Below are 23,968 nucleotides of genomic sequence, written 5' to 3'. Positions count from 1 at the left end.
TGCGGCCAGCTGCCGGGGCGTCGTCACCGGCGTCGACTACAGTAGACATTTTCCCATGCTGCGGCCAGCTGCCGGGACGTCATCACCGCGTCGACTACAGTAGACATTTACCCAGCTGCGGCCATCTGCCGGGGCGTCATCACCACGTCGACTACAGTAGACATTTCCCCGACTGCGGCCAGCTGCCGGGGCGTCATCACCGCGTCGACTACAGTAGACATTTTCCCCTGCTGCGGCCAGCTGCCGGGACGCCGCCACCGGCGTCGACCACAGTAGACATTTCCCCTTGCTGCGACCAGCTGCCCGGGCGTCGTCACCGGCGTCGACTGCAGTAGACATTTTCCCATGCTGCGGCCAGCTGCCGGGACGCCGCCACCGGCGTCGACCACAGTAGACATTTCCCCTTGCTGCGACCAGCTGCCCGGGCGTCGTCACCGGCGTCGACTGCAGTAGACATTTTCCCATGCTGCGGCCAGCTGCCGGGGCGTCGTCACCGGCGTCGACTACAGTAGACATTTTCCCCTGCTGCGGCCAGCTGCCGGGACGCCGCCCCCCGCGTCGACCACAGTAGACATTTCGCCGACTGCGACCAGCTGCCGGAGCGCTGTCCCCGCGTCGACTACAGTAGACGTTTCACCGACTGCGGCCAGCTGCCGGAGCGCCGTCCCCGCGTCGACTACAGTAGACATTTTACCGACTGCGGCCAGCTGACGAAGCGCCGCCCCCGCGTCGACTACTGTAGACATTTTACCGACTGCGGCCAGCTGACGGAGCGCCGCCCCCCGCGTCGACTACAGTAGACATTTCGCCGACTGCGACCAGCTGCCGGAGCGCCGTCCCCGCGTCGACCACAGTAGACATTTCACCGACTGCGGCCAACTGCCAGCTCCCCGCTACTGGCGTCGGCTACAGTAGACATTTTCCCGGCTGTGGTACGCTCCCCGGGACGCCGCCACCGGCATCGACCACAGTAGACATTTACCCTGCTGTGGCCCGCCACCGGCGTCGACCACAGTAGACATTTTCCCGGCTGCGGCCGCTCCCGGTTCCCCACCACCGGCATCGAACACAGTAGACATTTATCCTGCTGTGGCCCGCCACCGGCGTCGACCACAGTAGACATTCACCCTGCTGCGGCCGCTCCCGGTTCCCCGCCACCGGCGTCGACTGCAGTAAACATTCACCCTGCTGCGGCCGCTCCCGGTTCCCCGCCACCGGCGGCGACTGCAGTAAACATTCACCCTGCTGCGGCCCGCTACCAGCTCCATGGTTCCAACGTCGACTACAGTAGACATTTCGTCGACTGCGGCCAGTTCCAGGTTCACCGCCAGCAGCATCGGCTACAGTAGACATTTACCCGGCTACGGCCGCTCCCGGTTCCCCGTCCCCCTTGTCGGCTACAGTAGACATTCACCCTGCTGCGGCATCTCTCCTGCAGCATCCTGCTGCCGGTTCACCTCCGCCAGCGTTGACTACGGTAGACAACTCTCCTGTTGCGGCCAGCTGCCGGTTCACCTCCACCAGCGTCGACTACAGTAGACAAATCTCCTGTTGCGGCCAGCTGCCGGTTCACCTCGACCAACGTCGGCTACAGTAGACAACTCTCATGTTGCGGCCAGCTTTCGTATAACCAACTGGTCTATACTTCTCAGTGTGCGCTTTGTTATTTTTCCGTTTTTGTCACTAAACCACACAGGTGGTTGCTTCGAGATCGTCTTCAACAGCTGAAAGTCCCAAAGAGTCCTAAGTCTAGCGGTTAACTATCTGACTACATTCCAGTGTGGGAGCTTAAATGGACCTAAAAACGTGGATTAAACGATGCGAGAGTGAAATCGGTAAGCCCTACATCTGGGGGGCAAACGGACCGGATGCTTATGATTGTTCAGGTTTTGTTCAGTTTGCCCTGTCACTCATAAACCTGGACCCTCCCCGTGATAATACGGCCGCAGGTCTGTATCAACACTTCAGCAATAATGGGAACAGTTCTCCGGTGCCAATGGCTGATGATGCTGAAGTTGGCGACCTGCTTTTTTTTGGTACTGATAAAGGAGTATTTCATGTCGCTTTGGCGTGGGGAGACGGTCGAATGCTTGAAGCTGGCGGGGGGGGAAGCAAAACCGTAACTGTCGATATTGCTCGTAAACAGAATGCTGAAGTACGCATTCGTCCCATCACTCGAAGGCATGATCTGTATTCTATTTTGCGTCCAGCTTATTTGCCATGGACAGCGACCCAGTGGTTACGGGACTTAGAATATGATGACGACATAGTCATTGGCCCAGGGCACTTCACCAACCTGCCACCACTAACCGAATGGCTGGATGATGGCCGTAGTATGCAACTGAAGCGACCATTTGGGTACATCTCGATGAATGATCGAGAATGGAACGTCCCTATCGACACCATTGTGGACGGAGCTTCCATACCGCGTGTTTTCTGGTCCCTAATAGGTGGACCGCTCGAAGGGCCTTATCGTAACGCGTCCATCGTTCATGATCATTTTTGCGACATACGTACTCAACCCTGGCCTGACGTACACCGAATGTTCCATGACGCGATGCTATGCAGCGGTGTTCCCTACCTCAAGGCACGTATCATGTTCTATGCGGTATATCGATTCGGGCCGCGCTGGATCAATATTCCATCGATCGAACTGGCAAGTTTTGGGGTGGCGAAAAGTACGTCAATGGTGTCAACGGAATTTCCGACTGAAGCTTTCGATGCCGATTCATTTATCGCAGACTGCATACGGATAGAACAAGAGAACCTTGACCTTCCTGCAATTGAGTTGCTTGCAGACTCACGAACATCAGCAATTAAAACCTAGTTCAACAATGCATGTGATAGAAGTGAATGTAACCTGTGTGCAACTGGCCGTTTCTTCACCGGTTAGTTGCAACCAGTATGACCAAGAGCAAGCAAAGTCTACCACCCAAGGCTCCCATATACCCATCACCAGCATCGAGTATAGTAGACATTCTCCCTGCAGCGGCCAGCTTTCTGATCTCCTCCACCGGCATCGACTACAGTAGACAATCTCCCTTCTGAGGTCATTTGCCGGTACCCAAACCGTTTACTTTAAAGACGGATTTCTCTTGATGATCTGAAATGCGATCTTATTACCTTCTTTAAGCTCTTGGTATTCAAGATATCCGATATCTTCCAACTGCTTAAGCGCCTTTCGTACTGTAGAGTTTTGAAGAGCCGGTCTCGAAGTCAGAGACAATCGTTTTCTAAAACGTTCAATACTAACGGGGATGGGATTAGGAGGAAGAGCCTCAATGAACGTGTATAAAGCTTGTGCCGATTCCTTACGAGCGAGGGCTTTAAGGGCCCTTAACTTCAGGAGTATCTTGTATTCCCCTACATACAGATCCTTCAGCGTTTTTGATGGGGTCAGGATGACTTTGTCATTGCCAATATCAACAGTGGACTCACCAATGAGTTGAACAAATTTTGTCACTTCAATGTTGGTTCCCCTATCCTTAGAGAACTCGACTACATTTGACATGAGCTTACGTAGTGAATCCTTGATTTTCTCCCGAAACTCAGCCTTAAGACGTCCACGTGAGAAACCACATCGCATAGCAAATTCAGTGAATCGAATCGATATCGTGCCATCATCATTCGATTCAAGCTCATTATCCGTCAGAACCGAGATGATCCCGGTCCAGACTTTGAAATCAGTATCCATATCTAGCCTTGGTCCGGAAATGGTTATCCTCTCAAAGCCTTCTGATTTCGCTATCTCTAAATGCCTAAGGTCGTCTGAAGCATTAATGTTGGATCCTACATTAGGTTTTTTAGCGATAGCTTTATTCGTGGATTTTAATGTCGGGACAAAGACACCTAGACGCATAAGCGGAACCGTCTGAACACTAGTCTCTGATGTGGAAGAAAGGATAATAACTTCGCCAGTACTCTGGTTTGTCTCTTCAACATGCAAGAATGACTCATTGATTTTGCTAGACATTTTCCTTAAGTCCTAAGTATGAATAAATCAGTTAAAAGATAGCATACAGTAGACATTTTTATAGCATACAATAGACAATATATAGCATTCAGTAGACATATTGTAGATTACAGTAGACATTATTTAGCATATAGTAGACAGCGATCCCCTTTTAAGCCAAGCGGCACAAGGCTTCTGACGATCCGGGATCTTTTTGGTACTCTCTGGATCCTCTATGGATCAGTTATTGGATCTATCCTGTGGAAAACTACAATCAGAAAAAACTGTGTCGGTGGAAAGCGAGGCTTGGTTTAACATACATGCTTAGATTTACCTTCTCGTCTTCCCATTACAATGAAGTGACCCATAAACATTCACTGTTTATCGTATTGTGTTGAAGTCATCTTCTAAAGCGACTTATTTGGGTTATGTATCAGAAACCAGTCATGGAAAGCCTTTTTACCATCAAAACCAGGCAGTTGATGGATAGACATATTCCAGTTGATTATTTTGACGATGAACCCTATGAATGCCAGTTCAGCCTCATTCAGTTCACCATCACCTCTTTTACGTAAAAAAAAGTCGTACCATCGTTCGTATGCCGGGACATTGATAGATTCTGAAGCCTCAAGCAGGCGTGGGATAAAATATACCAACTCGTCAAACGCCTTACTTCCTGGAGGGATATCGGCGCGGCTTAAGCTACAGAGAAGGTTTAAGGTGCACCTTAAATGATGCCACTGCAGAGACGGTGACGACGGTAATACATTCATGCTTATCGGCAGTTCATGTGGGATCAACGCAAGAAGCTGATTACCGCTGCTGGTTAACTCCCTCTTGTACTGGTGTAAGGCATCAGGCTTAACCGTTTTCATCATTGGATGGTAGATCCATTTTTTCGCTTCCTCAGAAACGAAAAGTAACTTTTCTACTGCATCCATCAGCTTTATGCCTTCTCCCTTCTCCCGGTATGGAGCGACGATGCTTTCTATTCGAACCGCGTCTATCTCAACCAGCGCCAGCTGGCCGGTCTGGGCTAACAGGTCTGGATTAGGCTGGATGTCCTCAGCTGTATCATTGATGAATATCCCGATAGTTGTGTCATTACACTGCCCGATAAGGTCAGCATTCAGCCCGCATACAATCCCACCAGCAGTGATGTTTTTAAGTGTGACAACACCTTTTTCCTTACCGTGCAAAAGGTGTGGAAGAGCCAGAAATTTTTTCTCCTGTATCTTCATCTGAATGTATTTTTTTAGATGTTGTAAGGTCAGTTCACTGCAAACGCCTTTAACATCCGTGGAGTGGCTGAAATGCCATTTTTTACTTTGTCCTTGTTTGGCTATGAGAGAGGTGCCACAGATGATGCAAATACAGTTGCACGAAAGACCATTTTCAACACTGGCAATATCAACGATTTTATTTGTGTCTTTATCAAAACCAAATGGGATCCACTTTCGTGCATTGCGTTTCATGTTGATTCCTCGTTTAATGCAGATAAAATATTCTACATCAACCGCTTTACTCAAACCGGAAATAACATGATTAACTGGAAGTTATTTAAAAATCATCAGGAATGAGACTCCACACAGAGGCGGGTATTTTGTCATATATCTTTTTCATATAAATCTCAACCCTGCGGTGGTCATAAGCCCCATTCAGACTGATAATCTCTTTTATTGGTCCACCTTCCTCATTTAATTTATCCTGGATACGTTCAAAAACTTTATCAAGGGTTTCTGTTGTACTGCATTTTCTGAACTTCAGAAGATAACCTTCTCTGAGGTTGCTTTCAGCATTTGGGCTTTTCAACAACGGCGCTCCGGGGCAGATTTAAATCACTCAATACTTTCGAAAACAATAAATGAATGCCGACAGACTGGCAAGTCAGGCATTTCTGGTTTTTTGTTATTGTTCCTGGCTTTGAACAAAAATACTGTTAGTATACTGGTTATAAAACCAGTGCTGTTAAAAGACATGAGATCTTCCATGACAGATAGAACGAAGCTGATAGCCCTATCCCGGCCCGATGACATGAGCGCACTGGATGCGCTTAAGCTGTTACGTTTCCGCCGCTACAACACTGCGAGAAGCCAGTTAAGGACCACCCGTGTCTGGTCGTCATGGTGTGCCAAAAATGGCCTGACGCCCTTCCCTGTGGCTGCTGTTGATGTTGAACGTTATATCAACGGGCTGAATGGTTCCGTCAAAATGGCGACCATTTCTCATTTCATTGCTTGCCTTGCGAGCGTTAACGGGAGTCTCGGATTCCCTGACTTCCGCAACGTTCTTATTAAAGCGCTTGTCCAGGTCTGGCGGGCGCGGGAAAATGAGAAAAAAGTGGTTACCGGCCAGGCGCTTCCTTTTATGGTTGCAGACCTCAATATACTTCGTCGGGCCCTCCAGAAGAGCGACGACGTCAGGGATATCCGTGACCTGGCTATGATCTGGGTTGGTTTTGAAACGCTGCTGCGCAACGTGGAAATCAGGAGGATTAAAACCGGTGACCTCAAATGGCAAAATGACAGCGCCTGTTACCTTCTGGATGTGATGCGGACCAAAACAAGCCTGTCGAGCAACCTGACGTTTCAACTTTCACCACAGTGCAGCCGACACGTCAGGCGACTGATTGAAACGGTGGAGTATACGGACACAGAAACCTTCGGGAACCGTTACCTGTTTCAACCTGTCAACGTCCATACAAACCGGTATTTTCCGGCCACCAGCAGTAAGCTGTCCAGAGGCAAATCTATAGATAACATGCTCCTGAAGGCTGGCTTCAATCAGGCGTTGCTCACTCAGCTGCAGAAGGACTCACAGGTCACACGAGAGGATGTCGGTATTCTGTCCTCCAATTCACTGAACCAGGCATTTTCGCGCCTGTGGGATATAGCCGGTAAAGTGGGTGATAATCGGCAGTCCGGCCGGTACATTAAGTGGACAGGGCACAGTGTGCGAGTCGGGGGGGCTATTGAACTGTTTAGGGACGGATACACTCTGGAGAAAATTACGGAGATGGGGAACTGGTCTGATCCGAAAATGGTTTTCCGGTATATCAGGGCATACCTTGCCAGTGAAAAAGCCATGGTGAGCTTTATGCGCAATCATCTGGACGACATATAACCAGAGTCCTGAGATACCGGCAGTCAGGTGTTAACGTGCTGTGGGGGTTAATGAACCGTCGTTAAATATTAATCTCCTTCAAATCGGTCAATACAAAATTACCTCTATCAGATAATGTGTCAAAGTCAGTCAGACTGAATTCATGGGTATGAAACCAGACAACACGACACGTTGGACAGGTAACCGGTAATTCATCTTCGGCTATCTTCTCGCAATTATGGATTATTTCACCCTTCTCATTCCTGTCGATATTATAACCACTTGTGCAGAGTGTTTCGTACCCATGTGCACCTGTGACGATATGCGTGGCTGTTCTTTCTTTAATCTCTCCATTTACTTTTATCTGCTCACGAGTAGTAATGGTTCGTTTATTATTCATTGTCCCTCCGGATGGAGTGTAAAAGGAATGGCTATTACGCTTGTGTTCGCTCTGGTTGTGAGTGGGGAAAAGTTTCAGGCAGAACAACACAGTCAGGAAACTCAAAACTTTGTGCCTTTCAGAATTGATGCAGACTCATTTCTCCCGTCATTGTGAAACGCCCCTGTTCCTTCATTATGCGGCCGTACGGCAGGAAGACGAAGAAATGCCTTATCTTGCTCCAGAATGGCTTCTGGTGCGTTTCACGAAGGAAAATTAGAGTGATTTAATTTGTTAGCGTTTCTGGTCTGCCTTTTCGGCTTTCCGTTGTTTTTTCAATCTCCGTTTTACCTTGATACCCGCCAGGGTGTAAAGAACCACACAGGCAATGAAATTTACCAGTGCAGCAAATTCCACCCCCAGATGAATCACTGCCGGTTTTATGGGCAAAAATAAAGCTACGAGAAGCAGAATAAATGAAATGATACACCGTAAGGCCATCCCATCCGTGCCGTCGCCCCGATTATTCTGGTTCGCACCGGCCCCGATTTTGCTTGTCAAAAAATTAAGGCCATACGCACACAGTGCGGTTACGACCATGAAAATTGCATAATTCATTATTCCTCCAGGGGTTTTAATCTCAGCCTGACCACATTGACCAGTTTCTTAATGCCGCCCTCGCCGGGAACAAACACATAGCGATACCTCGGCCAGGTGGTGTGAGAAAAAACTTCACCAGCGGTATTCATATCGAGTGGTAAAAGTCTTGCTGTCTTGCTCTCTGGCAGTTTATCTACGGGGATCATCCCTTTCCTGAAACTCTTCATCATCAGTGCAAGTGGGTTTCTGCAATTTTTATTGCTCATGGTTTCTGTGTAACGAATCATCCCTCCCATCGTGATCTGGACTGTACCCAGTTCGCAGTCAAACTGTGGCATCGCAGGCCAGGAAGGGACTTCAAGACTCGTACTGGTCAGAGCCTGCCCGTAGCCCTGCTCACTGGTTTCCACGGATGTGTTGAGTCCCGGGAACAGAGCATGCATATACCGGATGATCTTTACCACGCCGGGCGTACTGGCTTTGCGCTGATAGATATCAGGCAGCCAGGCCGATGTACTGGCCCATAAGGTGGTGCTGGCATAAACCTGTTTCTCCATATGCCACAGAATGGAGGGATCCGAGAGGAAATGATGAACTGTCAGTAACTCAGCCAGAAATCTGTCTTCACTCGGTTGCGTCATAGCATTTTTAAAACTGATCTGAACCCGGAAACGTTCCTTCGCGTTCACAAACGATATTCCCCGACTGACCGCGACCTCGTAAAGCCTGTTGGCCGGGTCCGCATGACAAATACCGGTTAAAATCCGGCTCATGCCGACTCCTTAATCACTTCCACCAGCCCAATTCGGGGCAGGACAGAACGATATTTTTCATCAACATTACCGCGCTTCTGCCTTTCACCTTTTTCGTAATCTTTTAACGGGTTAAAACGGCCCGGCTCACTGAACAAAATTAACGGTAAAGGGGCTCTGAAGTTGAGTTTGTACGGTCCGGACACGTCATCAGGATCATGTGGACTGGTGTACCTGATATTGACGTTAACAGCAGGAAAGTTACTTTCCCGGATGATGCGAAACCTCCTCAACTGCTCATCTTCATGACTGACCTCTTCATTGAGCAACGACAGCATCATGATTTCCTCACTACGCTCCTGCTTCAGTCGCTTAACATCCTGTATTGTCAGCCTGATATCAGGCTGTAGTGCCGTTAGTTCCCTGCGTAAGCGATCAATAACCGTTTCCAGACGGGTGAATTTATGAACGACCGGAATTTGCCAGGTAAAACCGAGAGTACGAATTTTCTCAGTCACGATGCGGATGTTACGGGATACCTGCAGGGTCACCAGCCACGGGCAAACCTGATGCAGAATTTCTGACCGGGAGTCCCTGTATTGAGTGATACTTTTGACCGCATCAGCAAACTTATCCCGTAGCCGGTTGATTTCTCCTACCAGCGCCAACACTTCGTCATGATTATTATTGACGACAATAAACCCGGGGTATTTACGGGTGATTTTGGTTGAATAAGGTTCATTTTCCGCCAGGCCTTTATCAACCCGCTGCTGCCGGTAGATGTCCACTAGGGTGTCGAGGCCAGGCACCGAGTGAGTCACCTTAATTTCCTGTGGGGGATGATACTCCTCCATGCTTCGTGGCTCCGGGAGCGAAGCAAGGTAAGCTGATCCTATCTCGCTATCCTGGAGTAAACTGTGCAGCTCATCGAGTTTGCGTAGTTGCTCTTCATTGTAATGTGCGAAGTCAGTATTCATTTCATCTCCCGATCATGTTTCCCGAGGGCGGACGTTAGTCGTTAAATGAATTCAGGTAAAGTTCTGAATGTCAGCCATAGCGGCAGGCGGCGTCCGTCCTGACACACCCGAATCAACCGGTATCGTGTTTTCTCCATCGACACGATCCAGTAACCAGCAGGGACAGGCCGGTTAATCGTTATCAGCTTCAGCCCGAAAAATCCCCACGAAATAAACAGTCGCCCGGCGTGTTCGCTGAAAGAGACCCTGAAGGACGGATAAAGTAGCCAGAATGCCGTAAAGTAGAGATACCATGAATACGGAACCGTCATCTGCAGGATTTCATAGTTACGCACCGTCGCTGTAATGAGTCCAAGGCTTAAAATTGCCCCGATACTGGCATAGGCTTTAAACGATGCACTTTCGTAGTTCTTCCAGGTAATATTTCCGATAATGTGAACTTTACCCATCGTCCTGCCTCACTGTAATTGGCTATGGCTCTTCATGCGTGGGAGGATATCGTTCTCCCACAGCGACCTTGAGCTCCCGTGACCACCGGTAAGGCGCATTGCACAAACTCTGTCAAACACGGAAACTTCTTCCCTGATTGCATGGGTTTGACGATCCGTAAGCTCAATGTAGTCAGGAACAATCTGCATAACCGCGTTCATCATTTCGGCTTTCATAATCCGGGGGCCTTCCTCGGTATCTGCCACATAGGTCTCATCAACATTAAAACTAAATGAACAGAGGAGCTGGCCCTGGGCCTTTGGGCCCATCTGAACTCCTCTGCTGTCAACCGTCAAACGAACGATGGCAAAAGAGCCACCATCACTGGTAATATTTCTGACCAATATGCTGACAGGTGTCATATGCAACCAGCTGTAGATACCCAGGACTATTTCTTCTTTGAAAATCATATTCAATTTTTAGGTTCTCTTTTTTTCATTAATGAATATGAAAGCATAAAAAAATGCTCTGTAAAGCCCTAATCTATCGAGAGCAGAGGTTTGGTATTTTTTAATTTGTACTCGATAATAATACCAGCAGCATCAGCTGTTGTTATTTCAGACAAGATTGCGTCAATAATTTCAGGGTCGGATATGTTATTGAACCCGAGTCTACGTACCCTCTCTTTTACACATTCAAAACGACGTGCTGTTGCTGTGTCAATGACAAGCGTGTTCACCGGTAAGCCGTCAGCTGCGCCATGCACATCATTCGTTTTCATGTTTGCTCTCCAGATCTGGAATATAATGAAAATTAAAAGCAACTGCCTTTTCTGGTGCACCATCTGCGATGAGCTTTAACCATGAGTATGAATCTTCCTGGTTTAAGAAGATAACCAGGTACCCCTGATCAGAAAGGTTATGTTGTTTTATGAAATCAATATCATTATCCATTCCGAAACCCAGAGGACCACGTACAACGCGTGATTGTGTTGGTAGGTGATGGCTGAACAAGGATAAGACGACTTCTCTCAGGTCTAAATTATCGTGAGCAATGAAAACCACCCTTCTACCATCAGTAACCGAAGATACAATGCTTTTAACACTGGCCTTAACGCTATAGCGATAAACTAACAGTCTCAGTCTGGTCATACTGAGACAAATGATACCTGCACTTGTTATTAAAGCACCATAAACTGAGCCTTCAACGAACCAGTTGATAAGCCCGACAGCCAATAAAGCAACAAAAGTAACTATGCTGAGAAGGAACAAATAAAAGTTAATTTTGTGGTCTTTTGCATACCACGTTGAAACAAGGGCCAAAATGACCATCACAACCAGTAATGAATACATTGAAAGGTCATACGGGTTACTCATCAACACACTCTCTCTCATGCCCAGGGCAACCCCTGACAGGTGAAAAGTCTGGACAATTTTGCGTTGTGATAAGTCGTTCACCGGCTGCATAACGCAATTTCAAGTCCGTACGTAAAGCTTCAGCATTGTCCCCACCAAAAAGGTAGAGAAGGAAATCATCATCGGCCAAAAGTAACTTTTCTAGGCCATAGCATTCGTGTCTGTAGTTCATCAGCCCTCCTTTAAACTATTAAATCACAGTAGAAAGGCAAAGTTTCTGGACTAAGGGACTAAAAATCAGACTTAGAGAAAAATTTTTGGCAAAAAAAAAGCGCATAAAATATGCGCTCTTTTTATAGACAACAATGAATAATTAATTTAAGCAGCGAAGATGGTTTTCAACTCGCGCAATGAAGTTCTTCATTGAGGGAAGGTTTAACTCCTCTCCGATGTGAAGGCAGTCAAAGAGTGACCGTACGGGATCGGAGTTAAAACCTTTATTATTAACAAAATCTAAAATCTCTTTCAGATAGGTGTTTTTGTTGCCACCGCTAAAAGACATAAGTAAAGGCCCTCGATCTAACAGAACACCAGCAGTTTGCTTTGTGAGTCGGACGCTCTGCATGCTAAACATTTTACAATGATAATATGCAAAGTCCTCACTACCATCCCAATCAAGTGCCATGGAGGAGTGAAATTCAGATAACAAAAGCAACATGGTGCCATGATCGCGAACAACGTAGATAAATTCAGAGTTACCATTGATTAAGGCTTGCTTGATTAAGCGCAAATCTGTCTCTATGTCGTAGTCATACCACGGTGTATTAACAAGAGTGGAGGAATGCTTCAAAATGAAGTTATCTTTTACCCAAGTGAATACCGATTCAATATCAATTGCAGAAATATTGTTCATAACAGGCTCTCTTAATGTTAAATGAGAGAGCCCCCACAGGGAGAACTCTCCCTGTATGGGTTATGATAATTACTTAATCAGGTCGAAAAACTTTTCTTCAAGTTTACCAGGAAAAGCTTCTGTCCCATTGAGTATCAGCACATCATTCCAGTCGACACCTTTCTTACCATCAGGAATATCAAGTTCTGGTAAGAAAATGTGAACATGGACATTCGCGTGAGGATAGCGTGCAGCGAATAATGGCTCCATTCGGTTCTTAAGAACCTGTGCAGCAGTTTCTCCGGCAGCATTACCTGTATTTGGATTAACCCGATCTTTATCTGCCCAAATCGTCAATTCGATGAACTCGCAATCAGAAGGAGGCATAAAATGATCAGGAATTTCCAGCATTTCCATAAACGTAGAACTTGAAGATGCCCAGCATGGTATCGAAGTTGCCTCAGTTACGGACAACGCATTCTCTATACCTTCGCTGATACCCAAAAACCAGGCCTTAGACATTTCATCATAGGTTGGTTTAAACAACTGGATCGAGCCACCATTCATCTGATAGACCGGTTTCATCATTAACTTTGGGTTTTCAACATCTGCTTTTACAAGCCCATCATCACTAAGATGAGTTTTATGGATAGTGCAATTGCGACCTAACTTATCGTTAAATATGGCAACCATCGTGGGGTGAAAGCTGGCAGGTATATTAGGACCATGCCAGTAACGCATTTTTGGATTTAACCCCAGGCTTGCAGGTAACTTTGTGAGAATCCTCTTAATTCCGCGGCCTGAAAGATATCGCGCTACTAAAGAATCAGTAGTCGCAACGTTAGTATATTTGTATACAGCTTCTAATTTCTTTATGCGAGCAAGCCTTTCCTCCTCACCGATATCTGAGAAAGATGAAGCTTTTTTCTCATAAAGAACGATATTAACGCGGTCAGCTTCATTCAACTTTCTGACTTTAGAAACACCCATCATTTCCAGAATGTCTTTTGCTGCCTGCGTTTTACTAATATTTTTAAGTTCGGCAATTAAATCAATGCCATCAATGAATGTATTATGTGGATAATCTTCATGTATAGCATGAACACTTTCTAGTGAACGGTCTTTAAATCTAAATTTCGTTTTACCGTCGCCTGTAAACGGGCATTTTACGGAGCGAGGTGCTTTTTCTAACGCCTCATGAAATTCAGGATAAAAGGACAGAACATTACGCCATCCACCCAATTGATGAACGTGAGACTTGACGAGGTCAAATGTCTCTTGTGCATGCTGCATTGGTGATTTAGCCGGTAAATTAGAACTTGTAGAATGACTCATAATATTCTCCTGGCTGACATTGTGGGTTTCACAATGCCTACTGCTGTGCAGATAACATTGAGAAACCCACAACGCAGAATGAAGGAAGTGCCACAGGGTGGCACATTCATTTATAAGATTTCGTAACCGTTATTCCGATATTTACTCACCAGTTTGTCAACTACTGAGTCCATTACTTCAGAATTTTCCTCGGAAAAGCTGGAATCACGCACAAGACGTTCAACCGGCAATACACCGTCAACAACTTCTCCTTCAGTAACGTATATCTTGGTTCCGATCATTCCACCGTCCAATTGACGAGAGTCAACTCGGACACGCTTAATATATTTATCACCTTTCATATATTTGCTCCTAAAAGGCGAGCAAATACACCCAGGCGGGTATATAAGCCCGCAGGGGAAGGTGTTTAAAATTAGACCAGACTTCTGATTAATTCCTTATACAAAGGAATCAATTCAGATATATCATTTATTGTTTTAAAATAAACGCCGTCGAAGCCTTGTGGTTTTTCAATGCCATAACCGATACAGACAATTTCTATACCATGTTTCTTGGCATGTTCAACTGCTTTGCTAACGCATTCTACAGGACTAGACGGTAAACCATCTGTCGCTATAAAAATAACCTTACGACTAAAATTGAAACGTAATAAATATTCTACGCATTCATTTATCGCTTCTGCAGTTGGAGTATGTAATCCGCTACTTACATTTTCGTAATCAGAGAAATTGTGAGCAACTGATTCGTTAAATGGCTTAAGAATGTCTATAAAACCTTCTTTCTGGACCGGATACACAACATCAGCAACATCAATATTGTTTACCGACTCGCAAGCCAAGGTAAAAGCGAGGTTAGCATTTAAAGCTAGTTCACCAACTTCATACATGGATGCCGAGATGTCACGCAGATTAACTATACCCACGTCAGATCGCTTCCATCCATCCCCACCTTTCTTAAAGACAGAAGTTGCGCCCATAGGTACTTCAACAAGCTTTCTTCCATGAAGGCGAGCTCCACGGTCTGTAAGCCGGTTGTTACGGCGGACATTCTGTTTTAATAGAGAAGAAAGTAACTTTCTTAGGTCACGTGAATTATTTTGTGCTTTAGTATAATCCTCTTCAGTAAGACGGATAAAACCGATGCGAACCCCATAATTTGTAACATCTTCATCACTGAATGATGCTGCCATCACGGTAATTGCTTTTTTAAGAGCTTCATGAAAATCATGCGACGGTGTTTGGTCATTGTCAGAATCAAGATAATTATCAAGGTCCTCTATGGCCTTTTTAATCTGTTCGGGTGAGTAAACAGGTTTTAGATCTGAATTATCACTCAAAGAAGAATCATCAGAGTCATCAGAGTCATCAGAGTCATCAGAGTCATCAGAGTCATCAGAGTCATCAGAATCATCAGAATCATCAGAATCATCAGAATCATCAGAATCATCAGAGTTATCAGAATCATCTGAGTCATCAGAATCATCAGAATCATCATGTTTCTTCTGCTCTTCTTCTTTATCTTTTAGATCATCACGTAATTTTTCAAACTCTTCATGAAGTTTTAATCCTAAATCACATGCCATAAGAGTTGAATTAACACCGGTAGCATCTGCGATTAATGAATCAAAACGATCTTTCAAACCTAATAGAGCAGTATCAGCAAGATCAAAGAATTTTTTTAAAATCTCAGGAATGCCTTCTTGCCCTAATTGGTTGACTCGGAGTTTATTTAAAATGTACATTTCCACATATGAAACTATATTTGTTCCATCAGCAGTCATGTAACCATCTTGAACCATTAAAGAATACATTTCAGAAAGTAACGATTTAGATAAAGGAAAAAGATTCCCAGTTTTCTCTTCCATCTGAATGTCTTCAAAAAGGTTGATTTCCCGATGAAGTCTTTTTAACTTAATTCGTGCTTTCTTCTCATCATTTTCTGAAGAGAAAACAGGAACACCATCAGGTAATATATGATCAAAACCTGGTAATTTTGAAAGGTAATCATTCTCAAAACTTATGCAGGTTTCTAATTCAGTAAAACGATTATGACCACCTTCATGACTAATCCAACCAGAGCATAACTTCCAGTATTTATCATTACTAAAGTCACCATCAGGTAAATAAATTATTTTATTAACCATATCAATTCGTGGGTTCATTTTGCGACCAGCAAACCTAATAGTAAGGTCAGGGTCAGCACCAATGACACGAGCGATATTCTGAGTTGCTAACTTTGAACGCAAAGAAGAACTTAATTTAATAGACATATAACACCCATATTATATTAAATGGGCGCACCCAAGTGGGTATGCCCACGAGGGAATTGAATATTCAAAAATTGAGTGACGTGCCGAAAGTTACTTTTTTCTGCACGCTATCATTTTTTGAGACTAAAGGTAATGAACTACTCTGGGTTTTAGCCTGAGGTGATTTAGTTGCAAACGGATCGATAAATTTCAAGCTTGAATTATTGACCAATTTATCATCTAAATCATTAAATCGATTTTTAATTTCGGAAATGAAACTAGTTACTAAATCATCTCCATCCATGATTTTGTTCAAACGGTCAGTATCACTTAAAAGTAATAACCACTCCCGGAACAAACTCATGTGAAGGGCCGAATCCAAATTTCCATTCGGAAGGTGGTTTAATACGCTTTGAATTGAATCAGCAATTTTAGTTGCCCGATCATCCATAAACATAAAACTAACAACCTTTTCCTTCAAATTAGCAAGCTTCTCTACAAAAGTCTGGTCAATCTTTGGCTTAGTGCAGGATGCATAAATAGATTCAGCAGTTGCCGCTATATCTTTAATTAAACCAACCGTATAGCGGTCACCTAAATCCTCCCCATCAATTGATATTGGTGTGAAAGGTATAGGGTGGCTAACCTGGAAAAGAAAAGAATTTTCGAAGTCTGTCTTTGTCATTCTCAATTTTTCAATCAAGTCTGCAATTTTGGGACTTCTGTCTTTTTCCATCTGAATGTACTCTTCATAACGTTCTAAAGCATTCTGGATACCTTCTTTGAAATACTCTCGGACGGCTTCAACTTCAATTAAGTACTCCTCCAATTTAGATGTCGGAAGTATGTTCATTGAGCTGAATGGAATGCAATATTTACGCTTTAAATTACTTAGTCGCGTATGCACGGCGCTTTTAAAGTTCAATGCCTTGCTGGAAATCCATTGAATTTCAACTTTGCTAACGCTGGACTGGTCTGATACTTCATCTTCAACAAAAAACTGTCTTATTTCATTAGTACGACGGCGACCCTGCGAACCTTCGACATCTACCTTAATGATAACGGCACCATCTTGTAGTTCAGGATGGCGATCAATGAAAGTTTGAACGGATTTGCTGATATGAGTGGTATCGGCAATAGCAGCAATTTTGATTTTAGCCATGATATTTCTCCAGTGTACACCGGAAAAATATCTCCCAGAGGGAAAATATTTCCCGGTGGGGTTTTATAAAGTACGGAATTAAGATTAACTTTCTACTTCAATTGTGAAATTGAAAGAGACCTTTCTTCTGGAAACAATTGTTCAAGCAATATATCCGCCCTACTTCTTGCTTCAGAAGATAACTTAGAAGTGAATGCAATTGTGAACCCTACAGAAATTTCTTCATCAAGAACTTTCGAAGTGGCAATCCATGATATGAGTTCACGAATATCCATAACCAACTCGTCGTCTTTCAGATTGTTGAGCTCAAAAGCAACTTTAGCAAACACTCTCAAACATGAAGGACTCATTTCAGGGAAGTGAGCCTCTGCAGCGTTATACATATCTTTTTCGTCAGGTCTAAACATCGGCAATATTAAAAAACGCTTAATAAATGCAGAGTCTTGAGACTGTGAAGAAGCGAAACGCATATCATCTCCGCTCATGTTCGTATTAGCAGTGCCAATAAATCTTGTGAAACGATTTGCATGAATCAAATCGCCTCCTTCTTTCGCAGTTGCCCACGGTTTACGTTCTAATGGCATATGTAACTTAGCAGCAGTATCGGGATTTATTTTATCAATCTCATCAAGAAGAATGATGTGACCGTCACGATAGCCCTGGACAAGGTCACTATATACATATCGTGTATTACCATTTTCCAGCGTTCTCATACCTTCAAGGTCATCAATAGATAATTCGTTATTGATTTGCTTGATGGTGATAGGCCAGTTAAGCATGTGGCTGATATATAATGCCAGCTCAGTTTTACCAGACCCGGACTCTCCTTGCAGACAAATTCCAGCTGTTACCTCATTATTCAGGAGCAACTTGATCATTCGACGAAGGGTTATCGGGTTTGGACGGTACTTACTATTAAGTGGTGCACGAAAAGGCGTGATTTTTTTGAAAATAGGTACAACGTCATTTTCAGTAAAGCTGCTTACATTAAAATGCTCATTCGCACGAACAAGAATGTAATCATCACAATCTTCGTACTCTACTGCTTTGGTTAACTCATGTGATTCGAAATATTTAATCTCAGATTCTGAGTCTTCATTAGCAGTAAGAGAAACAATGTTAAATGTATTATTAGCGGCAGTAGCGTGTGTCATAAATAACCCCATTTCATATATGTATAGTAAAGTCTGTTTTTGATAATGGATTTAGAAGTGTTTAAAAGTAATCCGTAATCAAATCCGTATGCATGAGAAATTACTTTACATGCATCTGAATATAACCACTGAATATAATCAACAGCTTCAGCTTTTAGGACGTATGAATCTTTAATTCGATCCCATGTCCATGCACCATTCTCACTTAAATTTTCAAGGATTAGCATTTGCTCGTCGAAAATCTTTTTAAAGAGTTTCAATCTGTCTGCTATTGACCATTTTATAATTAACGATCTCCTTGTGTCGCAATAACCTGGATCCAGAAAATCTGACCATTTCAGCGGCCCTATAATAGGGTGTGATAATGTTAAGTTGTCAGTGTTTAATGAATTGATAAGGTTTTGCATTGACTCTCTGGAACGCACCTCAAGTAAGAGCCTTGACTTTATAAATGAAATAATTTCATCGGGGTCATATCCAAAGTAATGACACACGATTTGAAATTGTTTAGTACAGTACCAGTCTAACTCCAACTTTAATTTAGGTGTTAAATATCGATAGCCATGTGAATCGATTTTATAAACCATAGAATGGTCTATATGGTACTGAACCGTTACAAATGATGATTCCATCAACTTATAGAACAATGTGGAAATATGTTCATCAGACCAAACGAAATCATCAAGTTCCTGATATTCATAGGTTGATACGTCACCTATATCAGATTCATCGATTGAAGATGAAACCACAGGTTTATATACCTTTTCCTTAACTTCATCTTCCTCGAATAAAAAGAAGCTAAAACTAAGTTGGTTTTCATTAACAATCCTTTTTAATTTACTACTTAAATGCATGATAGGTCTCTCCAACGGAGAAACCCAAAAGGGATTTCTCCCTATAGGGTTAAAGAAAATTAACGCGTTAAGAACCTTGTAGCGCCAAAGCCTTCTATCGGTTTAGGTACTCTATGAAGCAATTTCTGGGCTTGAACTCTGACAACCGTGAATTCACCAGAAGACACTTTATCAGTAACCAGACAACCAGAAATCATAAGGCTGTCACCTCGAATAATTTCCTTAAATTCCTTATCATACAGGTCTTGTGGTATCTTCACCTGGATAGGGGAAACAACCATTTCGACTTTACCATTTTTTTCCATTTCTTGTTTGTTATCCAGTATTAACATAATAGTGTCATATTCTGGACGAATTATAACCTTGTTGACGTCACCGGAAACACAAACAGTATTAATATGATTAGTAAACATTTAGGCCTCTTTTGAAAAATAAAAAGAGACCCAGAAGGAGTCTCTTTTCTCCTTATGGATGGTATGTGTGTATATTGTATAAAGAAGATGCTATATATATAACGTTCATTGAATGTAGCTAACGAAGTTATATAAAGCAGAAGCTCCAAAATAGACAACGGCTGCACAAGCAGCTCCTTTCAGAACTCTTGACATTACCGAATCATATAAAGAAATTTCTTTTTTTGGAATTTGAATGATAGTTTCATCAACTAATGTCTTTTCAGTGAAGGCCTTTGCTTTTAATTCCTCGTCTTTCATTGAGGCTTCAAGCTTAAGCAACTTAGGCATTGAATCAGAAACAACAAAATCAAAACCATCCACTTTGTGGATCATCATCTCTTTAAATGACATCCCATAATGTTTATCTTTAAGACCAAACTCTCTCATCAAAGGTTTCAATTTACTGTAAAAGTCATTAAGGTCCTTATGGGGAGATTCTACAGTCTCAGTAAAGTTTTCACGTTTATAAAAAACAAAGACTTCATCAATGACAAGTTGAAGCCACTGACTTACTTTAACAGCTCCAAGTTTAATCAGCTTTTCTTTTCCGAAGTTAAGATTTTCTGATGAAACAATAGAGTCAATATTTAACTCGATAAGCTTAGCATCCAGAGATGCTAAAAATTCTTCGAGTGTTTTTTCACGTGGAATGTCAGGGAACTCTTCAAGAAGTTGCTCAGCCTCATCGAGAGTGATCTCCTTAATGAAAGTATCGCTAACATTAATGCTGTAGATAACAGAACGTTCAGAACCAACAAGATGCTTCAGTTTTGAACTTTCCTCAAGCGCTTTTAACTCGACTACACGGCTGACATAATCTGTCATATACCAAATGTAAGCCTTATCGTTATCAGTGCCCTTTTCAATTTTGCAAATATCACTGCCAGTATTTGATGGTGGAATTTCCTCACCATAGAATACTTTTGCGAGCGCCATTAAAATTGAGTCTTTATCAATTTTTTTAGGAGCTTTAGCAGCTGGCTGTGAAGTTTTAGCAGCATTTGATGTTTTAGCACGAGTAGATGTATTAGCAGTTGAATTAGCAGTAGTAGCAGTCATTTTAAGTACCTATTAGTTTAGATTTGAGTAACTAAAACCACATACATAGTTTCAGTTAAAGGTGGCATATGCCGTCGTTTATCACCCGGAAGTAACAAACCGCCTGAATTTATACTTTTCTGGCATTAAGGAGTCCGTAGAAAGTTACTTTTTAAAAGTAAATAAGCTACGAGTTGTGGAAATACAGACGTGAGTAATCGCACCAGCGCCACTCTATGGAAAAGAGGCTCTGGTGTCGCAACTCAAAAATGAGCTATCCATTTATGGATATCTTAGAAGGGGTATAGGTATTAAAACAAACTATTAATAAATTTATACAACAACATTCTTTCATTGTAAACAAAAATCTTCTTTGCCTTCAATTACGGCATATTCCTCAGATAACTCAACTACTTTAGGGAACGATTCGGTTATAAATTCAGATGGTTTTCCATGCCACGTTATGTAAAGCTCTAACTCGGCGCGTGTCATTCCTACAAAAAATAATCGGCGCTCCTCCTCAATACCTTCATCGCCAATGGCTTTCGGTGATGGTATTTGGTCATTGTTGCAATTTATAATTATTACTTTTTTCCATTCAAGGCCCTTTGAACCATGCAGTGTGCAAAGACATATTCCACTCTGATCGGTATCAGTTGGTTCTTTTTTGCTCCCCATCGTCATGCCAGCTGCAATATTGAGCATCTTCAGCCATCCATCTTTGATTGCCCATCGATAGCATGACATTAATGATAACCGGGTAACTGATGGGTCACCTTTAGTATTGAACATTTTGTAACCGGCCATTTCTAACCACTCTTTTATTTTTTTAAACCGGTTTTCTATCTCTTCCTTACTTTGCGTGTCAGTCAACATGAGCGTCATATGTTTATGCAGCATTTTAGTGAGCACAGAACAATCATTGGGTAAGTCCGTTTGCTGAAAAGTAACTTTTCTGGCACTCATCTGTTTCCATAACACATCAAGGATTTGCTCATCTTCATTTAGAAATGAAAGCACTCGCTTCATCAGACCAACGTTACCAGGCTGCCTGAAGTAGGTAAACAAGTGAAGGATATTACTAGGCTCCAGTCCTTCCCAGAAGGATTTACCTCCTATCCGGGTGACCGGCATCTCAAGATAACTTTCCATCTTGTCCAAAGTGGTGTTGTTTCTGCTCAAAATGGCCCAGTCCTTTGGATTCTTCTCCACCAGATCTTTGATAGTCTCAAACTGGTTTTCTGCATCATCAGTTTTCAAAAAAGTTACTTTCCCTCTATCTCCTTGCCTTCCTGATACAAGGCTTTTCTCGTAACGCGCCTTGTTCTTGCTTATCACCGCATCAGCAAATTTCAAAATGAGTGGGGCACAACGGAAGCACTTTGTTAGATGAAAAACATTGGGGTTGTATGCTTTGTTGAACTGCCTGAAAATCTTTACGCCTCCGGCATCTCTAAAGGAATATATTGTCTGGTCATCATCACCGACTATCGTGGTATTGATCCCTCTTTTGGCGTGTTCTGAAATCCATGTGAATTGAATTCCATCGGTATCCTGTACTTCATCAACAATCAGATGCGTGATACCTAATGGCCTCATTTTATCTGTGCTGAGCATTCCAACAACATATTTTGACAATGAGTTGAAATCGGCAACATTATCCTTTTTACAAAAATTCATATATTCGTTGTAAAATGCTATTTGGTCACGTGTGTATTTTATCTTAATAATATCAGGATTTAGTTCTCGTCCGATTCCATCAATAAATGGCATGATATCGTACACACCTTCATGGTAGTCCAAATGTTTCTGAACACGAGAAACCATAGCCATCTGTTTGTGACCAATAAGTAGCCCACCTTTCCAGCCGGTTTGATTAACCATTTTTTTTATGAAACCATGAAATGTGTCTACCTCTATCCTATTCATGAGTTTTGGTTCTATCATTTTTTGTAGACTACCTTTTAAAGAATCAGTAGCGGCACGGGTAAAAGTAACCAATGCTACTCTGGCTAAAGGATGTCTCTGAAAAATAGCTTTGGTTCCTTCCTTCATTGTGAAAGATTTCCCACTGCCGGGGCATGCAATCACCATCGTGTTTTTATCCATGTTTCTTATAACACGGTCTTGTTCTTCAGTACTAGATGCCATCTTAGCTCCTTTATATCTAGGTATTTATAATGTCACATCCAGGTAAATTTTTTTTGTAATAGTATCAACTTTAAGTTTTTCTTTTAATTATTTTTTATGGTGATGTGCTTGTAAATTTCTTTAGTTTATGAAGCCAATCCTACTCCTGTTGTGTTTCATAAACTCACACTGTTTATGACCTACAAAAGATAAGATGAAAAAATACCCTCTTGCACAAGGAATTTTATATGGAATAATCACTTTAAATAAACCACTGGGACACATAAATGAAAAAGATACTGATCACTGTACTGGCTTGTACACTCCTAGCCGGTTGTGCTACACAACCAACCAGCCCGGAAAACCGCATGTTTACTAAAATGCATGACGTCTACTGGCACTCAGATCGTCAGAAATCCTTGGCAGTAAACGCATACTCATTGGCTGGGGTACAGGCAAATGTCTCAGAAGCTGAGAATGCGGCTGGAGGCGTCGATGAAGGTCTTGCCTCCAAAATGCTTTTGAATACGGCTACTGGAGCTATCACCGGTGGCCTTAACGCAGGAATCGGAATGTTTACAGCATCTCTTTATAGTGAAGCAGATGCAGAATACATCCAGGTCCCACAATTTGTCGTTTTCGTGCCAAACCCAACCAATCTGCCATACAATGATTCGGCACTTGTTAAAAATGGGGCAAAAATAATTATCGATGCTATCAAAGATCATCCTAAACTAAACAATGCTACTTACTCACAACAAATCAAAGCTCTTTCTGAATGTACAATAAGTAAGTCCTTTATGGGGCCTTGGGATACGTGTGAGACTAAAAATGAAGTACCGCAATCTGGTAGTAATGGAACAACCTTCTTTAAGTATCAAGTAATCCGTCCAGCTACTGGGTCAGAACTTGATGAATTACATATAAAAGCTGGCAATTATACAGTTATTCGATATGTCTACTTTATGGTGAAGGGACTATCTTTTGACACCACTGGTTTCCCTGGGTTTACACTAATGCCTCAAACACCAAAAACGGCCCCGGGCTATGCAAGTGTATCTATTAATGGCGGAGAGTATTACTTTATCAAGGGTGATTTAGGATATAAAAAATTCCCTTTAAAAAAAGGCATTGATTAAAAATATTATAATCTG

General features: G+C 43.0%; 27 protein-coding genes. 3 read left to right on the top strand and 24 right to left on the bottom strand.

Annotation, left to right across the window (positions count from 1 at the left end):
- Positions 1-107: 107 nt before the first annotated feature.
- The gene (locus ABLV17_RS16785) at positions 108-398 is read right to left on the bottom strand and encodes a hypothetical protein (RefSeq protein WP_348854504.1); all 291 of its coding nucleotides are present in this window, start codon (positions 396-398) and stop codon (positions 108-110) included.
- A gap of 495 nt (positions 399-893) precedes the next feature.
- Positions 894-1,079, bottom strand: coding sequence for a hypothetical protein (locus ABLV17_RS16780; protein ID WP_348854503.1), 186 nt, complete (start codon positions 1,077-1,079; stop codon positions 894-896).
- Positions 1,080-1,792: 713 nt separating this feature from the next.
- On the opposite strand from ABLV17_RS16780, the gene ABLV17_RS16775 reads away from it, so the two are divergent.
- Entirely contained in the window at positions 1,793-2,827 is a 1,035-nt protein-coding gene (locus ABLV17_RS16775; RefSeq protein WP_348854501.1) for a DUF1353 domain-containing protein, read from the top strand.
- Positions 2,828-3,073: 246 nt separating this feature from the next.
- On the opposite strand, the gene ABLV17_RS16770 is transcribed toward ABLV17_RS16775, so the two are convergent.
- The 3 genes from ABLV17_RS16770 to ABLV17_RS16760 form a co-directional block, all read right to left on the bottom strand.
- The gene (locus ABLV17_RS16770) at positions 3,074-3,973 is read right to left on the bottom strand and encodes a RepB family plasmid replication initiator protein (RefSeq protein ID WP_069476592.1); all 900 of its coding nucleotides are present in this window, start codon (positions 3,971-3,973) and stop codon (positions 3,074-3,076) included.
- 386 nt (positions 3,974-4,359) lie between these two features.
- On the bottom strand, positions 4,360-5,427 hold the full coding sequence (locus tag ABLV17_RS16765; RefSeq protein WP_348854499.1) for a hypothetical protein: 1,068 nt from the start codon (positions 5,425-5,427) through the stop codon (positions 4,360-4,362).
- Positions 5,428-5,512: 85 nt separating this feature from the next.
- A complete protein-coding gene (locus ABLV17_RS16760; protein ID WP_348854498.1) occupies positions 5,513-5,767 on the bottom strand; it encodes an Hha/YmoA family nucleoid-associated regulatory protein in 255 nt (84 codons plus the stop codon).
- Positions 5,768-5,941: 174 nt separating this feature from the next.
- Here ABLV17_RS16760 and ABLV17_RS16755 point away from each other — a divergent pair, with 174 nt between their 5' ends.
- Positions 5,942-7,075 (top strand): tyrosine-type recombinase/integrase, encoded by a 1,134-nt coding sequence (locus tag ABLV17_RS16755; protein WP_044350431.1) that lies wholly within the window; start codon positions 5,942-5,944, stop codon positions 7,073-7,075.
- Positions 7,076-7,136: 61 nt separating this feature from the next.
- Here ABLV17_RS16755 and ABLV17_RS16750 read toward each other — a convergent pair whose 3' ends face one another.
- The 19 genes from ABLV17_RS16750 to ABLV17_RS16660 all read right to left on the bottom strand — a co-directional run bounded on the left by ABLV17_RS16750 (position 7,137) and on the right by ABLV17_RS16660 (position 22,835).
- Entirely contained in the window at positions 7,137-7,454 is a 318-nt protein-coding gene (locus ABLV17_RS16750) for a hypothetical protein (RefSeq protein ID WP_348854497.1), read from the bottom strand.
- Positions 7,455-7,727: 273 nt separating this feature from the next.
- A complete protein-coding gene (locus ABLV17_RS16745; RefSeq protein WP_348854496.1) occupies positions 7,728-8,051 on the bottom strand; it encodes a hypothetical protein in 324 nt (107 codons plus the stop codon).
- Positions 8,051-8,806 (bottom strand): hypothetical protein, encoded by a 756-nt coding sequence (locus tag ABLV17_RS16740; RefSeq protein WP_348854494.1) that lies wholly within the window; start codon positions 8,804-8,806, stop codon positions 8,051-8,053. The genes ABLV17_RS16745 and ABLV17_RS16740 overlap by 1 nt, the downstream gene beginning before the upstream one ends.
- Positions 8,803-9,762: a DNA replication terminus site-binding protein gene (locus tag ABLV17_RS16735; protein ID WP_348854493.1), complete on the bottom strand. Its 960-nt coding sequence runs from the start codon at positions 9,760-9,762 to the stop codon at positions 8,803-8,805. The genes ABLV17_RS16740 and ABLV17_RS16735 overlap by 4 nt, the downstream gene beginning before the upstream one ends.
- 41 nt (positions 9,763-9,803) lie before the next feature.
- Positions 9,804-10,211 (bottom strand): hypothetical protein, encoded by a 408-nt coding sequence (locus ABLV17_RS16730; RefSeq protein WP_348854492.1) that lies wholly within the window; start codon positions 10,209-10,211, stop codon positions 9,804-9,806.
- 9 nt (positions 10,212-10,220) lie between these two features.
- On the bottom strand, positions 10,221-10,661 hold the full coding sequence (locus ABLV17_RS16725; protein ID WP_348854505.1) for a hypothetical protein: 441 nt from the start codon (positions 10,659-10,661) through the stop codon (positions 10,221-10,223).
- A 68-nt stretch (positions 10,662-10,729) separates the two neighbouring features.
- A complete protein-coding gene (locus tag ABLV17_RS16720; protein ID WP_044352267.1) occupies positions 10,730-10,972 on the bottom strand; it encodes a hypothetical protein in 243 nt (80 codons plus the stop codon).
- On the bottom strand, positions 10,959-11,567 hold the full coding sequence (locus tag ABLV17_RS16715; RefSeq protein WP_348854491.1) for a hypothetical protein: 609 nt from the start codon (positions 11,565-11,567) through the stop codon (positions 10,959-10,961). The genes ABLV17_RS16720 and ABLV17_RS16715 overlap by 14 nt, the downstream gene beginning before the upstream one ends.
- Positions 11,560-11,778, bottom strand: a complete 219-nt coding sequence (locus tag ABLV17_RS16710; protein WP_072046566.1) for a hypothetical protein — start codon at positions 11,776-11,778, stop codon at positions 11,560-11,562. Before ABLV17_RS16710 ends, ABLV17_RS16715 begins: the two co-directional genes overlap by 8 nt.
- Before the next feature lie 141 nt (positions 11,779-11,919).
- Entirely contained in the window at positions 11,920-12,459 is a 540-nt protein-coding gene (locus ABLV17_RS16705) for a hypothetical protein (protein WP_348854489.1), read from the bottom strand.
- Positions 12,460-12,528: 69 nt separating this feature from the next.
- A complete protein-coding gene (locus ABLV17_RS16700) occupies positions 12,529-13,773 on the bottom strand; it encodes a toprim domain-containing protein (protein ID WP_348854488.1) in 1,245 nt (414 codons plus the stop codon).
- A gap of 110 nt (positions 13,774-13,883) precedes the next feature.
- Positions 13,884-14,114: a hypothetical protein gene (locus ABLV17_RS16695; protein ID WP_069476581.1), complete on the bottom strand. Its 231-nt coding sequence runs from the start codon at positions 14,112-14,114 to the stop codon at positions 13,884-13,886.
- A 71-nt stretch (positions 14,115-14,185) separates the two neighbouring features.
- Entirely contained in the window at positions 14,186-16,042 is a 1,857-nt protein-coding gene (locus ABLV17_RS16690) for a hypothetical protein (protein ID WP_348854487.1), read from the bottom strand.
- A 64-nt stretch (positions 16,043-16,106) separates the two neighbouring features.
- Positions 16,107-17,183, bottom strand: a complete 1,077-nt coding sequence (locus tag ABLV17_RS16685) for a DUF3150 domain-containing protein (protein WP_348854486.1) — start codon at positions 17,181-17,183, stop codon at positions 16,107-16,109.
- A 92-nt stretch (positions 17,184-17,275) separates the two neighbouring features.
- The gene (locus ABLV17_RS16680; protein WP_348854485.1) at positions 17,276-18,337 is read right to left on the bottom strand and encodes an AAA family ATPase; all 1,062 of its coding nucleotides are present in this window, start codon (positions 18,335-18,337) and stop codon (positions 17,276-17,278) included.
- A complete protein-coding gene (locus ABLV17_RS16675; protein ID WP_348854483.1) occupies positions 18,334-19,191 on the bottom strand; it encodes a hypothetical protein in 858 nt (285 codons plus the stop codon). Before ABLV17_RS16675 ends, ABLV17_RS16680 begins: the two co-directional genes overlap by 4 nt.
- 59 nt (positions 19,192-19,250) lie before the next feature.
- Positions 19,251-19,604 carry a hypothetical protein gene (locus ABLV17_RS16670; RefSeq protein ID WP_348854482.1) on the bottom strand — a complete coding sequence of 118 codons (354 nt, stop codon included), beginning with the start codon at positions 19,602-19,604 and terminating at the stop codon, positions 19,251-19,253.
- A 105-nt stretch (positions 19,605-19,709) separates the two neighbouring features.
- On the bottom strand, positions 19,710-20,705 hold the full coding sequence (locus ABLV17_RS16665) for a hypothetical protein (protein WP_348854481.1): 996 nt from the start codon (positions 20,703-20,705) through the stop codon (positions 19,710-19,712).
- A 330-nt stretch (positions 20,706-21,035) separates the two neighbouring features.
- Positions 21,036-22,835 (bottom strand): ATP-dependent helicase, encoded by a 1,800-nt coding sequence (locus ABLV17_RS16660; RefSeq protein ID WP_348854480.1) that lies wholly within the window; start codon positions 22,833-22,835, stop codon positions 21,036-21,038.
- Positions 22,836-23,101: 266 nt separating this feature from the next.
- On the opposite strand from ABLV17_RS16660, the gene ABLV17_RS16655 reads away from it, so the two are divergent.
- A complete protein-coding gene (locus ABLV17_RS16655; protein ID WP_348854479.1) occupies positions 23,102-23,953 on the top strand; it encodes a hypothetical protein in 852 nt (283 codons plus the stop codon).
- Positions 23,954-23,968: the final 15 nt, after the last annotated feature.

The organism is Klebsiella sp. CN_Kp091 (assembly GCF_040065095.1).
In the GTDB taxonomy this organism is placed as follows: domain Bacteria; phylum Pseudomonadota; class Gammaproteobacteria; order Enterobacterales; family Enterobacteriaceae; genus Klebsiella; species Klebsiella aerogenes.
The sequence above is the reverse complement of the archived record's forward strand: the minus strand, read 5'-3'. Positions and strand labels throughout refer to the sequence as shown.

Coding starts and splice junctions, on each gene's coding strand:
- ABLV17_RS16785 (WP_348854504.1), bottom strand. CDS start 398: ATGTCTACTGTGGTCGACGCCGGTGGCGGCGTCCCGGCAGCTGGCCGC.
- ABLV17_RS16780 (WP_348854503.1), bottom strand. CDS start 1,079: ATGTCTACTGTGTTCGATGCCGGTGGTGGGGAACCGGGAGCGGCCGCA.
- ABLV17_RS16775 (WP_348854501.1), top strand. CDS start 1,793: ATGGACCTAAAAACGTGGATTAAACGATGCGAGAGTGAAATCGGTAAG.
- ABLV17_RS16770 (WP_069476592.1), bottom strand. CDS start 3,973: ATGTCTAGCAAAATCAATGAGTCATTCTTGCATGTTGAAGAGACAAAC.
- ABLV17_RS16765 (WP_348854499.1), bottom strand. CDS start 5,427: ATGAAACGCAATGCACGAAAGTGGATCCCATTTGGTTTTGATAAAGAC.
- ABLV17_RS16755 (WP_044350431.1), top strand. CDS start 5,942: ATGACAGATAGAACGAAGCTGATAGCCCTATCCCGGCCCGATGACATG.
- ABLV17_RS16750 (WP_348854497.1), bottom strand. CDS start 7,454: ATGAATAATAAACGAACCATTACTACTCGTGAGCAGATAAAAGTAAAT.
- ABLV17_RS16745 (WP_348854496.1), bottom strand. CDS start 8,051: ATGAATTATGCAATTTTCATGGTCGTAACCGCACTGTGTGCGTATGGC.
- ABLV17_RS16740 (WP_348854494.1), bottom strand. CDS start 8,806: ATGAGCCGGATTTTAACCGGTATTTGTCATGCGGACCCGGCCAACAGG.
- ABLV17_RS16735 (WP_348854493.1), bottom strand. CDS start 9,762: ATGAATACTGACTTCGCACATTACAATGAAGAGCAACTACGCAAACTC.
- ABLV17_RS16730 (WP_348854492.1), bottom strand. CDS start 10,211: ATGGGTAAAGTTCACATTATCGGAAATATTACCTGGAAGAACTACGAA.
- ABLV17_RS16725 (WP_348854505.1), bottom strand. CDS start 10,661: ATGATTTTCAAAGAAGAAATAGTCCTGGGTATCTACAGCTGGTTGCAT.
- ABLV17_RS16720 (WP_044352267.1), bottom strand. CDS start 10,972: ATGAAAACGAATGATGTGCATGGCGCAGCTGACGGCTTACCGGTGAAC.
- ABLV17_RS16715 (WP_348854491.1), bottom strand. CDS start 11,567: ATGAGTAACCCGTATGACCTTTCAATGTATTCATTACTGGTTGTGATG.
- ABLV17_RS16710 (WP_072046566.1), bottom strand. CDS start 11,778: ATGAACTACAGACACGAATGCTATGGCCTAGAAAAGTTACTTTTGGCC.
- ABLV17_RS16705 (WP_348854489.1), bottom strand. CDS start 12,459: ATGAACAATATTTCTGCAATTGATATTGAATCGGTATTCACTTGGGTA.
- ABLV17_RS16700 (WP_348854488.1), bottom strand. CDS start 13,773: ATGAGTCATTCTACAAGTTCTAATTTACCGGCTAAATCACCAATGCAG.
- ABLV17_RS16695 (WP_069476581.1), bottom strand. CDS start 14,114: ATGAAAGGTGATAAATATATTAAGCGTGTCCGAGTTGACTCTCGTCAA.
- ABLV17_RS16690 (WP_348854487.1), bottom strand. CDS start 16,042: ATGTCTATTAAATTAAGTTCTTCTTTGCGTTCAAAGTTAGCAACTCAG.
- ABLV17_RS16685 (WP_348854486.1), bottom strand. CDS start 17,183: ATGGCTAAAATCAAAATTGCTGCTATTGCCGATACCACTCATATCAGC.
- ABLV17_RS16680 (WP_348854485.1), bottom strand. CDS start 18,337: ATGACACACGCTACTGCCGCTAATAATACATTTAACATTGTTTCTCTT.
- ABLV17_RS16675 (WP_348854483.1), bottom strand. CDS start 19,191: ATGCATTTAAGTAGTAAATTAAAAAGGATTGTTAATGAAAACCAACTT.
- ABLV17_RS16670 (WP_348854482.1), bottom strand. CDS start 19,604: ATGTTTACTAATCATATTAATACTGTTTGTGTTTCCGGTGACGTCAAC.
- ABLV17_RS16665 (WP_348854481.1), bottom strand. CDS start 20,705: ATGACTGCTACTACTGCTAATTCAACTGCTAATACATCTACTCGTGCT.
- ABLV17_RS16660 (WP_348854480.1), bottom strand. CDS start 22,835: ATGGCATCTAGTACTGAAGAACAAGACCGTGTTATAAGAAACATGGAT.
- ABLV17_RS16655 (WP_348854479.1), top strand. CDS start 23,102: ATGAAAAAGATACTGATCACTGTACTGGCTTGTACACTCCTAGCCGGT.